The organism is Citreimonas sp. (assembly GCF_042096055.1).
GTDB lineage: Bacteria > Pseudomonadota > Alphaproteobacteria > Rhodobacterales > Rhodobacteraceae > Citreimonas.
In genome coordinates, this window is sequence record NZ_JBELMH010000084.1 from 1 (window position 1) to 13,222 (window position 13,222).

At 69.4% G+C, this 13,222-nt stretch carries 13 protein-coding genes; 9 read left to right on the forward strand and 4 right to left on the reverse strand.

Annotated elements, in window-relative coordinates:
- Nucleotides 1-157: 157 nt before the first annotated feature.
- Together lptE and leuS are read right to left on the reverse strand one after the other, a co-directional pair.
- On the reverse strand, nucleotides 158-652 hold the full coding sequence (lptE, locus tag ACFDTC_RS15090) for an LPS assembly lipoprotein LptE (RefSeq protein ID WP_375259711.1): 495 nt from the start codon (nucleotides 650-652) through the stop codon (nucleotides 158-160).
- 7 nt (nucleotides 653-659) lie between these two features.
- Entirely contained in the window at nucleotides 660-3,248 is a 2,589-nt protein-coding gene (gene leuS / locus ACFDTC_RS15095) for a leucine--tRNA ligase (protein WP_375259712.1), read from the reverse strand.
- A 169-nt stretch (nucleotides 3,249-3,417) separates the two neighbouring features.
- Here leuS and ACFDTC_RS15100 point away from each other — a divergent pair, with 169 nt between their 5' ends.
- On the forward strand, nucleotides 3,418-4,677 hold the full coding sequence (locus ACFDTC_RS15100; RefSeq protein ID WP_375259713.1) for a glycosyltransferase: 1,260 nt from the start codon (nucleotides 3,418-3,420) through the stop codon (nucleotides 4,675-4,677).
- A gap of 88 nt (nucleotides 4,678-4,765) precedes the next feature.
- On the opposite strand, the gene ACFDTC_RS15105 is transcribed toward ACFDTC_RS15100, so the two are convergent.
- Nucleotides 4,766-5,260: a DUF3576 domain-containing protein gene (locus ACFDTC_RS15105; protein WP_375259714.1), complete on the reverse strand. Its 495-nt coding sequence runs from the start codon at nucleotides 5,258-5,260 to the stop codon at nucleotides 4,766-4,768.
- Between the two features lie 263 nt (nucleotides 5,261-5,523).
- Between ACFDTC_RS15105 and ACFDTC_RS15110 the strand changes: the two genes are divergently transcribed.
- The 7 genes from ACFDTC_RS15110 to ACFDTC_RS15140 all read left to right on the forward strand — a co-directional run bounded on the left by ACFDTC_RS15110 (nucleotide 5,524) and on the right by ACFDTC_RS15140 (nucleotide 12,024).
- The gene (locus tag ACFDTC_RS15110) at nucleotides 5,524-6,579 is read left to right on the forward strand and encodes a porin (RefSeq protein ID WP_375259715.1); all 1,056 of its coding nucleotides are present in this window, start codon (nucleotides 5,524-5,526) and stop codon (nucleotides 6,577-6,579) included.
- Between the two features lie 100 nt (nucleotides 6,580-6,679).
- Entirely contained in the window at nucleotides 6,680-8,164 is a 1,485-nt protein-coding gene (locus ACFDTC_RS15115; protein WP_375259716.1) for a sulfotransferase, read from the forward strand.
- Nucleotides 8,155-8,808 carry a YggS family pyridoxal phosphate-dependent enzyme gene (locus ACFDTC_RS15120; protein ID WP_375259717.1) on the forward strand — a complete coding sequence of 218 codons (654 nt, stop codon included), beginning with the start codon at nucleotides 8,155-8,157 and terminating at the stop codon, nucleotides 8,806-8,808. The genes ACFDTC_RS15115 and ACFDTC_RS15120 overlap by 10 nt, the downstream gene beginning before the upstream one ends.
- A 55-nt stretch (nucleotides 8,809-8,863) precedes the next feature.
- On the forward strand, nucleotides 8,864-9,796 hold the full coding sequence (locus ACFDTC_RS15125; RefSeq protein WP_375259718.1) for a bifunctional riboflavin kinase/FAD synthetase: 933 nt from the start codon (nucleotides 8,864-8,866) through the stop codon (nucleotides 9,794-9,796).
- On the forward strand, nucleotides 9,793-10,248 hold the full coding sequence (locus ACFDTC_RS15130) for a YcgN family cysteine cluster protein (RefSeq protein WP_375259719.1): 456 nt from the start codon (nucleotides 9,793-9,795) through the stop codon (nucleotides 10,246-10,248). The genes ACFDTC_RS15125 and ACFDTC_RS15130 overlap by 4 nt, the downstream gene beginning before the upstream one ends.
- 12 nt (nucleotides 10,249-10,260) lie before the next feature.
- A complete protein-coding gene (locus ACFDTC_RS15135; protein ID WP_375259720.1) occupies nucleotides 10,261-11,292 on the forward strand; it encodes a threonine aldolase family protein in 1,032 nt (343 codons plus the stop codon).
- A gap of 150 nt (nucleotides 11,293-11,442) precedes the next feature.
- Nucleotides 11,443-12,024 (forward strand): outer membrane lipoprotein carrier protein LolA, encoded by a 582-nt coding sequence (locus ACFDTC_RS15140; RefSeq protein WP_375259721.1) that lies wholly within the window; start codon nucleotides 11,443-11,445, stop codon nucleotides 12,022-12,024.
- A 16-nt stretch (nucleotides 12,025-12,040) separates the two neighbouring features.
- Here ACFDTC_RS15140 and ACFDTC_RS15145 read toward each other — a convergent pair whose 3' ends face one another.
- Nucleotides 12,041-12,631 (reverse strand): lytic transglycosylase, encoded by a 591-nt coding sequence (locus ACFDTC_RS15145; protein ID WP_375259722.1) that lies wholly within the window; start codon nucleotides 12,629-12,631, stop codon nucleotides 12,041-12,043.
- A gap of 235 nt (nucleotides 12,632-12,866) precedes the next feature.
- Here ACFDTC_RS15145 and hspQ point away from each other — a divergent pair, with 235 nt between their 5' ends.
- Nucleotides 12,867-13,193: a heat shock protein HspQ gene (gene hspQ / locus ACFDTC_RS15150; RefSeq protein ID WP_375259723.1), complete on the forward strand. Its 327-nt coding sequence runs from the start codon at nucleotides 12,867-12,869 to the stop codon at nucleotides 13,191-13,193.
- Nucleotides 13,194-13,222: the final 29 nt, after the last annotated feature.

Below are 13,222 nucleotides of genomic sequence, written 5' to 3' on the forward strand. Positions count from 1 at the left end.
TGGCCACGACCTCTTGCCGGCGCAGGGCCACGCGCATCGCGTCGTCGCCGAAGATCAGCAGGCCGGCGGCGTCGCGGTCGGGCGCGCGGAAGAAGGCGGTGGCGTCGCGACCCGTCAGTTTCATCGCGGCCGCGTCATGGGTTCGGGCGCCCGGACGTCACGCCGGCAGGTCCGGTGCGGTCAGCACCAGCAGGTCGACCACCTGGTCGGCCAGCAGCACGCCCAGCCGTTCCTCGGCCGCGCGGCGGGCCGCCAGCGTCGCCACGGTCGAGCCGGTGGCCGAGTAGCCGGTGAAGGCCTGCGTCGCGTCGCTGACCAGGATGCGCTCGGTCACCGGATCGATCAGGGTGAAGCGCGCCTCGCCGGCGATGCGGTAGCGCGTCGTGGCCCCGGCCGAGGTGCCGCCCAGCGCCTCTTCGTCGGTGGCGATGGCGACGCGCAGCGCGTATGCACCATCGGGCCCGGCGCGGCCCAGCCGCTCCTCGAACCGGCGGTTGAAGACATAGTCGAGCGGCCCGTCGGGCACCGGCAGCGCGACCTCGCCCAGCAGCTTGCCGCCCGCGCCGTCCGGCCCGTAGACGGGCGCGAAGCCGCAGCCGGCCAAGGTCAGGCTCAGCGCCCCAAGCCCGAGGCCGAAGGCGCGCCTGTTCATCCGTCCGTCACACGACCACATTCACGATCCGTCCCGGCACCACGATCAGCTTCTTCGGCGCGCCGCCATCCAGCGCGCGCATGACAGCTTCGTGCGCGAGGACGGCCTTTTCAACCTCTTCCTTGGGCGCGTCGGCGGGCACGGTGATCTCGCCCCGGCGCTTGCCGTTGACCTGGATCGGCAGGGTGACGCTGTCCTCGACCAGCATCGCCTCGTCCGCGACGGGCCAGTCGGCGTCGGCGACAAGGCCCTGCCCGCCCAGCATCTGCCACATCTCCTCGGCCAGGTGGGGGGTCATCGGTGCCATCAGCTGCGCCAGCGCGCGGGCGGCCTGGCGCTTGACCTCGGCCCCGGCGCGGGATTTGCCCAAGCTGTTGGTGAAGGCATAGAGCCGCGCGATCGCGGCGTTGAAGCCGAAGGATTCGACGCCCAGCGTGACGTCGCGGATCGCCTTGTGCATCTCGCGCAGCAGCGGCTCGTCCTCGTTGGTCGAGGGCGCGTCGCTGTCGGCGATCTCGGCCGCCATGCGGTGGACGCGCGCAAGGTGCTTGTGCGCGGCCTCGGCGCCGGCGGCGGTCCATTCCACGTCGCGTTCCGGGGGGCTGTCGGACAGCACGAACCAGCGCGCGGTGTCGGCGCCGTAGGTGCCGATGATCGCCACCGGGTCGACGACGTTGTTCTTGGACTTCGACATCTTGGCCGAGGGGATGACCTCGACCTCGGTGCCGTCGGCGAGATACGCGCCGCCGTCGCGCAGGGTCACGTCCTCGGGGTAGTGGTAGACCGGGCGGCCCGCGGCGTCGCGGGTCTGGTAGATCGCGTGCGTGACCATGCCCTGGGTGAACAGGGCATCGAACGGCTCGATGCACTTGTCGGGCAGGTGGCCGGTCAGTTGCATCCCGCGGGCGAAGAAGCGCGAGTAGAGCAGGTGCAGGATGGCGTGCTCGATCCCGCCGATATACTGGTCGACGTTCATCCAGTATTCCGCCGCCGGCAGGTCGGTCGGCGTGGCGGCACGGGGCGCGGTGAAGCGGGCGAAGTACCACGACGAATCGACGAACGTGTCCATCGTGTCGGTCTCGCGCCGGGCGGGGGCGCCGCATTTCGGGCAGGCGCAGTCGCGCCAGGTCGGGTGCCGGTCGAGCGGGTTGCCGGGGATCGAGAAGTCGATCGGCTGGCCGCCCTCGTCGTAGGGCAGCTCGATCGGCAGGTTTTCCTTCTTCTCGGGGACGACGCCGCAGGTGTCGCAATGCACCACCGGGATCGGGCAGCCCCAGTAGCGCTGGCGCGACAGGCCCCAGTCGCGCAGGCGGAAGCGCGTGACGCCCCGGCCGACGGCGTTGTCCTCGCAGAAGGCGATGGCCGCGTCGATCGCCTCGTCGGCGGTCTGCGCTTCCTCTCCGGCGAAGCCCGCAACGTAGCGCACGGTTTCGGGCTTCGGCGGCACGTAGGCGGGGCCGCCGTCCTCGGGCAGGATGTAGGTGCCTTCCTCGCCCATCGCGGGCACGAAGACGGATTTCACCGGCAGGTCGTACTTGCGCGCGAAGTCGAGGTCGCGCTGGTCATGCGCCGGGCAGCCGAAGATCGCGCCGGTGCCGTAATCCATCAGGATGAAGTTGGCGACGTAGACCGGCAGTTCCCACGCCGTGTCGAACGGGTGGCGCACCGTCAGACCGGTGTCGTAGCCGCGCTTCTCGGCCTTCTCCATCTCCTCCTCGGAGGTGCCCATGCGGCGGCATTCGGCGCTGAAGGCGGCAAGCTCGGGGTCGTCCCTTTCCAGCTGGCGCGCCAACGGGTGGTCGGGCGAGATGCCGACGAAGCTGGCGCCCATCAGCGTGTCGGGGCGGGTGGTGTAGATCTCGACCCGGTCGTGGCCCTCGGGGCCGTCGATCAGGCCGAAGGCCATCTGCAGGCCGCGCGACTTGCCGATCCAGTTGGCCTGCATCAGCTTGACCTTGGCCGGCCAGTCGTCGAGCGCGTCGAGCGCGCCCAGCAATTCCTCGGAATAGTCCGAGATGCGGAAGAACCACTGCGTGAGTTCCCGCCGCTCGACCGGCGCGCCCGAGCGCCAGCCCTTGCCGTCGATCACCTGCTCGTTGGCGAGGACCGTCATGTCGACCGGGTCCCAGTTCACGACCGCGTTCTTGCGGTAGACCAGGCCCTTTTCGAGGAAGTCGAGGAAGAGCGCCTGCTGCTGGCCGTAATATTCCGGGTCGCAGGTGGCGAACATGCGCGACCAGTCCAGCCCGAAGCCCAGCGGCTTCATCTGGTTCACCATCGTGTCGATGTTGCCGTAGGTCCAGTCCTTGGGGTGCCCGCCGCTGGCCATCGCTGCGTTCTCGGCCGGCATGCCGAAGGCGTCGAAGCCCATCGGGTGCAGCACGTTGAAGCCGTTGGCCTTGCGGTGGCGCGCGATCACGTCGCCCATCGTGTAGTTGCGCACGTGGCCGATATGGATGCGCCCCGACGGGTAGGGGAACATCTCGAGCACGTAGTATTTCGGCCGGCCGGGCACGATCTCGGCGCGGAAGGTTCCGGCCTGCTCCCAGGCTTCCTGCCATTTCGGCTCGATCGAGGCGGGGTCGTAGCGCGACATGCGGGTATCCTTCGGCGGGCTGTGCGTGCTGCGCGTGATAGGCGGATGCGGGCGCAGGGTCCAGCCTGTGGCGCGGGCGCCGCGGAGATTCCCGCGCGGGCCCGGCGGCATTGGCGGGGCGCGGGGCGCGTGTCACAACGGGGCGACGCGCCGCGAGGGAGCCGCCCGCATGGACATCCTGCTGATCCACCAGAACTTCCCCGGGCAGTTCAAGCACCTCGCCCCGGCGCTGGTGCGGGCCGGCCACCGGGTCACCGCGCTGACTTGCCGGGTCAAGGAGGCGCAGGTGTGGAACGGCGTGCGCGTCCTGCCTTACAAGGTCCACGGCGCCAGCACGCGCGACATCCATCCCTGGCTTGCGGATTTCGAGACCAAGGTCCTGCGCGGCCAGTCCTGCCACGCCGCCGCCGTCGCGCTCAAGGAGAGTGGCTACGCGCCCGACGTCATCTGCGCGCATCACGGCTGGGGCGAGAGCCTGTTCCTCAAGGACGTTTGGCCCGGCGCGCGGCTGGGACTCTACTGCGAACTCTATCACCTAGCGACGCCGGATTTCACCGCCTTCGACCCCGAGTTTGCGCCCCGCGATCCGGCCACCGACGCGCTGAGGCTGCGGCTGAAGAACCTCAACAACCGCCTGCACGCCGAGATCATGGATGCGGGCCTGTCGCCCACGCGCTTCCAGGCCGGCACCTATCCCGACGACGTGCGCGCCCGGATCACCGTCGCCCATGACGGCATCGACACCGCGGTGGTGCGACCTGACCCCGGCGCGAGCCTGGCTGTGTCGGACCAGCTTACGCTGACCCGAGACGACGAGGTGGTGACCTTCATCAACCGCAACCTCGAGCCCTATCGCGGCTACCACGTCTTCATGCGCGCCCTGCCCGACATCCTGCGCAGCCGCCCGCGCGCCCACGTCGTGCTGCTGGGCGGAGAGGACACGAGCTATGGCGCCAAGCCGCCGCAGGGCCGGACGTGGAAACAGATCTTCCTCGACGAGGTGCGCCCGCGGATCGCCGATGCCGACTGGGCGCGCGTGCACTTCCTCGGCCGCGTGCCCTATGACCGATACCTGTCGATGCTCCAGGTCAGCAGCGTGCACGTCTACCTGACCTATCCGTTCGTGCTGTCCTGGTCGCTGCTCGAGTCGATGGCCGCCGAATGCGCCATCCTCGCCAGCGACACCGCCCCGGTGCGCGAGGCGATCACCGACGGAGAGAATGGGGCACTGACCGACTTCTTCGATCGCGGGGCGCTGGTCGAACGGCTGGGCGCCCTGCTGGATGATCCCACGCGGCGCGCGGATCTGGGTGCCGCCGCGCGACGCCATGTGCTGGATCACTACGATCTGGACACCGTCTGCCTGCCCGCGCAGATGGCTTGGGTCGAAGGCCTCGCAGCCCTCGATCCGCGCCCGCCGCGCGACTGAACCGCGCCGGCCGCTTCTTCGGTCCGAGAATATCTGACGAACGGCGTGCGCGGATCGGCGGGGGCAGCGCCCCCGGCTACCGCTTCGCTTAAAGCCGGCTGTCCTGCTGGCGCAGCTGCCGCGCGCGGGTCAGGATCGCGTCCTCGATCGCGCGGACGGTCTCGGGCGCGACGGGGCCCGACCGGGTCTGCAGCGCCACGTTCAGCGAGCGCGCGTCCAGCGCCGGGTCGTCGACGTAGATCGTCGCGCGGTAGGCCTGACCGCCGCCCGGAGGCGTGCCGAAGCCGGTGACGATCACGCCCGTGAACGGATCGATCGACTGCACCGGCAGGAAGTCCAGCGTCTGCAGCGCAGCGTTCCAGATGTAGCGGTTGACCGCGCCCACCTGCCCCTGATCGCCGCGTTCGCGGAACAGGTCCCAGATGGTCGAGCGCGGCGGGCCCTGGTCGCCATAGACGATGTCGTCGAGGATCTCGTCGGCCGGCGGCGTATCGACCGGCGCGCGCGACCGGTCGCCGGTGAACATCCCGCATCCCGACAGCAGCAAAGCCGCCGTCATCCCGATGCCCAGAGCGTGTGGCATGCGCCGCATGTGGCCCCCGATCGCCATTGAACCCTGCGTCTTCCTACGAGAAAGGTCGCGGCCCGACAAGCGCTTGTTCTACGGCGCGCCGCGCGCGTCCCGCCGCGTCCCCGGCGGGTTTGTGGCAATTGCGCATCACAAAATCGCTTGTTAACGGGCCGGTTTGCCCAAGGGTTGCGAAGGCGAGGCCGCAGGGCGCATAGAACCGTCATCAAGACCGGCAACCCGGTTTGGTACGTGCCTTTGAACACATGAGGGAAACCATGAAAAAGATCCTGTTTGCGACCACTGCACTGGTTGCCACCGCAGGCATCGCGTCCGCTCAGGGCGTCGAAGTCTCGGGCTCCGCGGAAGTCGGCATCGTCGGCGGTGACCGTTACGCAACCGCGACCGAAGAGAATGGCGTCGACCAGCTGTGGACGGACGTCGAAGTCACCTTCACCATGTCCGGTGAAGCTGACAACGGCCTGACCTTCGGCGCGTCGGTCCAGCTGGACGAAGGCGCGAACGCCAACGGCACCGACGACGGCGGCGCCACCTGGTTCCTGGCCTTCGGCGGCGCTCGCCTCGACATGGGCGACACCGACGGCGCGTTCGACGCGGCCATGACCGAAGCAGCCCTGGTCGGCACCATCGACGACACCGAGACCGAGTACACCGCGTTCAACGCGAACACCGGCCTCGACGGTGACTACGACGGTCAGATCGCACGCTTCTCCTACTCGTTCGACGCCTTCACCGGCTTCCTGTCGGTCGAGATGGACGACGAAGGCGAGTACGAGCCCATCTACGGTATCGGCTTCTCCTACGCCGGCAACATCGGCGGCCTGAACCTGGGCGTCGGCATCGGCCACCAGCAGGGTGACGAGGACTACTCGGACGACTCGCTGATCCTGGCATCCGCAGCGCTGGGTCTCGCAACGAGCGTTGAAGAAGCCTACGACGCCGGTTCCATCGCGGCAGCTGAGTCGGTTACCGGTATCAGCCTCTCGCTGGGCACCGACAACGGCATCACCGGCATCCTGAACTACTCGGAAGCCGAGTACTCGGATGACACCTTCGACACCGAGACCGAGACCAGCACCGTCGTCGGCGTGTTCTACACCATGAACGCCCTGTCGCTCGGCCTGAGCTACTCGCAGTACGACGACCGCTTCGGCATCGACGGCGTGGAAGTCGACGGTTACGCACTGGCCGTGAACTACGACCTCGGCGGCGGTCTCGTCGCACAGGCCGGCTACGCCCAGAGCGACATCGACTTCGACGGCGAAGACTTCGACACCGACAACTACTCGGTTGGTCTGTCGATGTCCTTCTAAGGACACCGGCCTATCGGCTAAGGGAAGAGCGGGCCTTGTGCCCGCTCTTTTCTTTTGCGCGGCCGTTGCGTAACCAGACCCCGGGACAACGGGGGCGCGCATGCGGCCGGGCATCACGGACAAGGCTGGCACGACGGACCGGGCGGCTGCGATCGCGCGCGCCCGTGACCTGCAGGCGCAGGGCCGGCTGGACGAGGCCGCGCAGGCCTGGGGCACGCTGCTCGCGGCCGAGCCGCGTTTCGCCGAGGCCCGCATCCACCTGTCCACCATCGCCTTCGAGCAGGGCGACCGCGACGCCTGCCTGTCGCATCTGCGCGCCGTGACCGAGCTTTTGCCCGGCGACCCCCGCGCCTGGTCGACGCTGGCCGCGCGGTTGCGCCATTTCGGACTGGGCGACGAGGCGCTGCGCGCCAGCGACGCGGCCATCGCCTGCGATCCGAAATCCGTCCGCTACCAGGCCGACAAGGCGCACCTGCTCCAATCGCTGGGCCAGTTCGACGCGGCCGAGCGCGCGCTGCTCAGGCTGCTGAAGCGTCACCGGACAGAGACCGACCTCTACCGCCTGCTGATGACGTCGCGCCGGGTGAGCAAGACCGACCCGGTCCTGCGCCAGATGCTGGCGCTGTGGAAGGATCCGCGGCTGAACGACACCGGGCGCATGAATCTGGGCTTCGCGCTGTCGCAGGCGATGGAGCAGCTGGGCGAGACGCGCCGGGTCTTCGGCTACCTCGACGTCGCCAACGCGGCGCAGGCGCGGCTGGCCCCGAACGATGCCGTCGCGCGGGCCGAGCAGGCGGCGGCGACGATCGCCGCGCAGGACGGCGCGGACCTGGCGCCGCGGGGGCCGGCGATGCAGCCGCGCCCGGTCTTCGTCGTCGGCATGCCGCGCTCGGGCACAACGCTGGTCGAGCGGATCATCGCCCGCCACGGCGCCGCCGCCGCCGGGGGCGAGATGGGCCACGCCCTGCGCCGCGCGCGCCTGCGCTTCGGCCCCCCCGCCTCGATGGCGCCGCTGGCCGAGATCCGGGACGACGCGCTGGCCGACTGGGCCGCGGACTGGGCGCGCCTTGCCGCGCGCGACACCGGCGCGACCACCGGCGTGGTGACCGACAAGGCGATGATGACCGAGCAGATCCTGGGCCTGATCCATCGCGGCATGCCCGGCGCGCGGATCGTCGTGGTGCACCGCGATCCGCGCGACATCGCGCTGTCGATCTACCGCAACCAGTTCCGCCTGGGCCAGCACCGCTATGCCAACGCGCTGCCCGACATCGCCGAGGCGATCAAGGCGTTCCGCGCCGCCATCGCCCATTGGCGCGCGCGCCTGCCCGGGGCCCTGCACGAGATCCGCTACGAGGACCTGGTCGCCGATCCCGAGGCGCAGACCCGCGCGCTGATCGCGGCGGCGGGGCTCGACTGGGAGGATGCCTGCCTCGACCCCGCGTCGGAGACGGGCAGCGTGAAGACGCTGAGCGTGGCGCAGGTGCGCCAGCCGATCCACAGCGGCCGCCGGCAGGCCTGGCGCAAGTACGAGACCGAGATGCAGCCCTTCATCGACGCCTGGGGAGACGAGCCATGGGACTGACCGAGATCACCGACCGCATCGCACAGGCCTGCGCCGAGGCCGGGCGCGCGCCCGACAGCGTGACGCTGGTCGCGATATCCAAGGTCCAGCCGCTGGAACGCGTCGAGGCCGTGCTGGAGCAGGGCCACCGCGTCTACGGCGAGAACAAGGTGCAGGAGGCGGCGGGCAAGTGGCCCGACTTCAAGGCGCGCTACGAAGGGGTGAAGCTGCACCTGGTGGGGCCGCTGCAATCCAACAAGACGCGCCAGGCGATGGAGCTGTTCGACGTCATCCACTCGGTCGACCGGCCGAAGCTGGCCAACACGATCGCGCGCATCGCGCAGGAGATCGGCCACTGCCCCGAGCTGTTCGTGCAGGTCAACACCGGCGAAGAGGACCAGAAGGCCGGCGTTCTGCCCGGCGATGCCGACGCCTTCGTGGCCGAGTGTCGCGACCTCGACCTGCCGGTGCGCGGGCTGATGTGCATCCCGCCGGTGGACGAGACCCCCAGCGTGCATTTCGCGCTGCTGGCCAAGATCGTCGAGCGCAACGGGCTGGCCGGCCTGTCGATGGGGATGAGCGCGGATTTCGAGGAAGCCATCGCCTTCGGCGCCACCCATGTGCGCGTCGGGTCGGCCATCTTCGGCGAACGCGATTACGGCTGAGGGCGGCGCCCTCGCGCGCTTGCATGCGTCCCCACGGGCGGCTAAGCCGCAGCCCATGCGCATCTGCCGTGATCATCGCGACGTGCCCCCCGAAGATCGTGGCGCCAGCGCCGCGATCGGAAACTTCGACGGCGTGCACCGGGGCCACCAGGCGGTGATCGGCCTGGCGCGCGACGCCTGCCCCGACGCGCCGCTGGGCGTCGTCACGTTCGAGCCGCATCCCCGCCAGTTCTTCCAGCCCGACGCGGCGCCGTTCCGCCTGATGGGGCGCGGGGCGCGCGCCTCGCGGCTGGAAAAGCTGGGGGTCGAGCGGCTTTATGAGGTCGGGTTCGACGCGGATCTCGCGTCGCTCAGCCCCCGCGACTTCGCCGCGCGCGTGCTGCGCGACGGGCTGGGCCTGCGCCACGCGGTGGTGGGCGGCGACTTCCGCTTCGGCAAGGGCCGCGCCGGCGACGCCGAGGCGCTGACCGCCTTCGGCGCCGAGATGGGATTCGGCGTGACCGTGGCGCCGCTGCTGCACGAGGGCGAGAAGCAGGTGTCGTCCACGGCGATCCGCACTGCCCTGTCCGAGGGCCGGCCCGGCGACGCGGCCGACCTGCTGGGCCACTGGCACCGGATAGAGGGGCCGGTGCTGGGCGGCGAACGCCGCGGCCGCGAGCTGGGCTTTCCCACCGCGAACATGAGCATCGACGGCCTGCACCCGCCGCGCTTCGGCGTCTACGCGGTGCTGGTCGACGTGCGCGACGGGCCGCACGTGGGCCGCTACGACGGCGCGGCGTCGGTCGGCGTGCGTCCGATGTTCGGCGAGAACCTTCCCAACATCGAGACCTACCTGTTCGACTTCTCGGGCGACCTCTACGGCGCGACGCTGTCGGTCGCGCTGGTCGAGTTCCTGCGCCCCGAGGCGCGATTCGACGGGCTGGACGCGCTGATCGCGCAGATGGACGCCGATTGCGCCCGCGCCCGCGCGGTGCTGGAGGCCCTGTGAGCGACGACACGCTGTCCCCCCGCTTCTGGGAGCGCAAGCGGCTGGACCAGATGAACCGCGCCGAGTGGGAGGCGCTGTGCGACGGCTGCGGCAAATGCTGCCTCAACAAGCTCGAGGACGAGGACACCGGCGAGGTCGCGCTGACGCGCGTCGCCTGCCGGCTGTTCGACGACAGCACCTGCCGGTGCTCGCAATACCCGATCCGGCACCAGTTCGTGCCCGAATGCATCGTCATGACGCCGCGCAACATCGGCGACCACGCCTATTGGCTGCCCGACACCTGCGGCTACAAGCGGTTGTGGCAGGGCCGCGCGCTCGAGCCGTGGCACCCGCTGATCTCGGGGCGCGCCGACAGCGTGCACGAGGCGGGGATCAGCATGCAGCACCGCACCGTGTCGGAATTCGAGGTGGCGGACGAGGACTGGGAAGACCACATCATCGAAGACGATTGAAAGGACGCCCCCATGCATTTCGCATCCGACAACAGCGGCCCGGCCCATGCCTCGGTCCTCGAGGCGCTGGCCGAAGCCAACGACGGCTACGCGATGGGCTACGGCACCGACGCGCTGTCGATCGAGGTCCGCGACGGGCTGCGCGCCCTGTTCGAGGCGCCCGAGGCCGAGGTGTTCCTGGTGCCGACCGGCACGGCCGCCAACAGCCTGGCGCTGGCCTGCCTGTGCGAGCCCTACCGCTCGATCTTCTGCGCCGAGCTGGCGCATATCCACGTGGACGAGTGCAACGCGCCGGAATTCTACACCGGCGGCGCCAAGCTGTGGCCCGTGCCGCACGGCGACCGGATGACGCCCGAGACGCTGCGCGCCGCGATCGCCGCGTCGAAGGCGAACGGTATCCACGGCCCCGTGGGCGGCGCGGTGTCGATCACCAGCGTGACCGAGGGCGGCAACGTGCTGACCATCGACGAGATCGCGGCGCTGTCGGCGGTCGCGAAAGAGGCCGGCCTGCCGCTGCACCTCGACGGCGCGCGTTTCGCCAATGCCTGCGTCAAGCTGGGCTGCACTCCGGCCGAGATGTCGTGGAAGGCCGGCGTCGACGTGGCGGTCTTCGGCGGCACCAAGAACGGGTTGCTGGGCGCCGAGGCTGTGATCTTCTTCGATCCGGCGCTGGCGCGCGGCTTCGCCGAACGGCGCAAGCGCGGCGGGCACCTGTTCTCGAAGCACCGGATGCTGGCGGCGCAGATGAAGGCGTACCTGGCCGATGACCTGTGGTTCGAGCTTGCCAAGCGCGCCAACGCCGCCTGCGACATGATGCGCGCGGGCTTCGAGGCGCAGGGCGTGAAGATCGAGAACGAGACCCACGCCAACATGCTGTTCGCCCACCTGCCCGCGCGCGTGCACGACGCGCTGAAGGCCGAGGGCGCCGTCTACCACACCTTCGCCGAAGAGGACGGGCTGATCCCGGGCCGATTCGTCTGCGATTGGTCGACGGGACAGGGCGCGGTGGACGCGCTGCTGGCGGCGCTGAAGCGGCACCTCTAGGGCGGCGGGGTCAGGCCGCGCGGAACCCGCGCGGCCGCCGCGGGCTTGATCGCGTGTGGACGGCTGCCGATATCTGCCTGAACGGGCGTGTTATCGCATGACGCCAGCCGCCGTGCCACGACAGCGCCGAACCCGCAGGAAGGACCCACCATGCCGCGACTCATCCTGACCGCCCTCGCCACCGTGCTTGCCATGACCGGCGCCGCACGCGCCGACCAGCTCTCGCTGGGCGAGATCTCGGCCTATCTGAACTCGATCTCCTCGGCCGAGGCGGACTTCACCCAGATCAACGCCGACGGCACGATCTCGACCGGGGATCTCGCGATCAAGCGCCCGGGCAAGGTGCGCTTCGACTACGACCCGCCGGAACAGGCGCTGGTGCTGGCTTCGGCGGGCGCTGTCTACGTGATGGACCGCAAGACCGGCGCACAGCCCAACACCTACCCGCTGAGCCAGACGCCGCTGTCGATCATCCTCGACCGCAACGTCGACCTGACGCGCGCGGGCATGGTCGTCGGGCACGAATACGACGGCACGGCGACGATCGTCACCGCGCAGGATCCCCAGCGCCCGGAATACGGCCGCATCCGGCTGAAGTTCACCGACAATCCGGTCGAGCTGCGCCAGTGGGTGATCGAGGACGGCAACGGTGCCACCACCGTCGCCCTGGGCGGTCTGCGCAAGACCGCCAACATCCCAAACAGCGTGTTCGATCCCCAGCGGGTGAACTGAAGCGACGGCACGCGCGTCAGCGCGCGTGCCGGCAGTTCCGAAGCTGGATGTCGTAGGTGACGGCGCGGCGACCGACCTCGTCGGCCACGCGCAACAGCCAGCTCTTGGCGTTGTACGAGCCGCTGCGATAGCCGCCCCGCCCTTCGTGATAGGCCAGGTACTGCCGCCGCGCATCACTCAGGGGGATGCCCAGCTCGCGCGTGGTGGCGGCCATGTACCAGCCCATGAAGTCGGTCGCGTCGCGGATATCGTCGCGGCGCGCCCGCCAGCCGCCGCTTTGCTCGACATACTCGTCCCAGGTGCCGTCGAGCGCCTGGCTGTAGCCGAAGGCCGAGCTTTGCCGCCCGACCGGGATCACCCCCAACGTGTAGCGCAGCGGCGTGCGCGCGTCGGAGATGAACTTGCTTTCCTGGTAGATCGTCGCCATCTGGACCGGAACGGGAACGCCCCAGCGCCGTTCGGCGTTACGGAAGGCGCGGTAATAGCCGGGACGTTCCCCGAGTATCGCACACGCGTCGTCTAGGTTGCGCGGTGCCGTCCCCGATCCGCCGCCGCCACAGGACGCCGCCAGAAGGACGATCACCAATGCGCGAAGCCATCTGCTCATGTTGCCTCATGCTCTGGTCGTCTTTTTTTTCATTTAGCATAGACGATGTGGACGTGCGGCGAAATGCCCAAGGGCGCCCGCGCGATCACGTTTTCGGCGGGGTCGATCCGCCGGGGGCTGGCATGTCCACGAAAGGGCACTGTATGACTTGGGGTTCACAGAGTGTTTCCCGCCCCGCCGGGCCACCGATTGGACAGCCGGACGGAAGCGGACTACATTAAGCGCAGAGGCACACATGCATAGACAGCGCGCGAAATACAATCTGGGCCAGGTGGTCCGTCACCGCAAACACCCCTTCCGGGGGGTGGTTTTCGACGTGGACCCCGAATTCGCCAACACCGAGGAGTGGTACGAATCCATCCCCGAAGAGGCGCGACCGGCCAAGGAACAGCCGTTCTACCACCTGCTGGCCGAGAACGAGCAAAGCTTCTACGTGGCCTACGTGTCGGAACAGAACCTGGTCGCCGATTATTCCGGCGAGCCGGTGGATCACCCCGACATCCCGGACCTGTTCGGCGCCTTCGTCGACGGCAGCTACGAGCTTCACTTCCAGCTGAACTGAGCCGCCGCGCCCGTTCGGGATCGGCTCAA

Bases quoted from the DNA above. Each gene is read 5' to 3' on its own strand.
- lptE (WP_375259711.1), bottom strand. From the start codon at position 652: ATGAACAGGCGCGCCTTCGGCCTCGGGCTTGGGGCGCTGAGCCTGACC.
- leuS (WP_375259712.1), bottom strand. From the start codon at position 3,248: ATGTCGCGCTACGACCCCGCCTCGATCGAGCCGAAATGGCAGGAAGCC.
- ACFDTC_RS15100 (WP_375259713.1), top strand. From the start codon at position 3,418: ATGGACATCCTGCTGATCCACCAGAACTTCCCCGGGCAGTTCAAGCAC.
- ACFDTC_RS15105 (WP_375259714.1), bottom strand. From the start codon at position 5,260: ATGCCACACGCTCTGGGCATCGGGATGACGGCGGCTTTGCTGCTGTCG.
- ACFDTC_RS15110 (WP_375259715.1), top strand. From the start codon at position 5,524: ATGAAAAAGATCCTGTTTGCGACCACTGCACTGGTTGCCACCGCAGGC.
- ACFDTC_RS15115 (WP_375259716.1), top strand. From the start codon at position 6,680: ATGCGGCCGGGCATCACGGACAAGGCTGGCACGACGGACCGGGCGGCT.
- ACFDTC_RS15120 (WP_375259717.1), top strand. From the start codon at position 8,155: ATGGGACTGACCGAGATCACCGACCGCATCGCACAGGCCTGCGCCGAG.
- ACFDTC_RS15125 (WP_375259718.1), top strand. From the start codon at position 8,864: ATGCGCATCTGCCGTGATCATCGCGACGTGCCCCCCGAAGATCGTGGC.
- ACFDTC_RS15135 (WP_375259720.1), top strand. From the start codon at position 10,261: ATGCATTTCGCATCCGACAACAGCGGCCCGGCCCATGCCTCGGTCCTC.
- ACFDTC_RS15140 (WP_375259721.1), top strand. From the start codon at position 11,443: ATGCCGCGACTCATCCTGACCGCCCTCGCCACCGTGCTTGCCATGACC.
- ACFDTC_RS15145 (WP_375259722.1), bottom strand. From the start codon at position 12,631: ATGAGCAGATGGCTTCGCGCATTGGTGATCGTCCTTCTGGCGGCGTCC.
- hspQ (WP_375259723.1), top strand. From the start codon at position 12,867: ATGCATAGACAGCGCGCGAAATACAATCTGGGCCAGGTGGTCCGTCAC.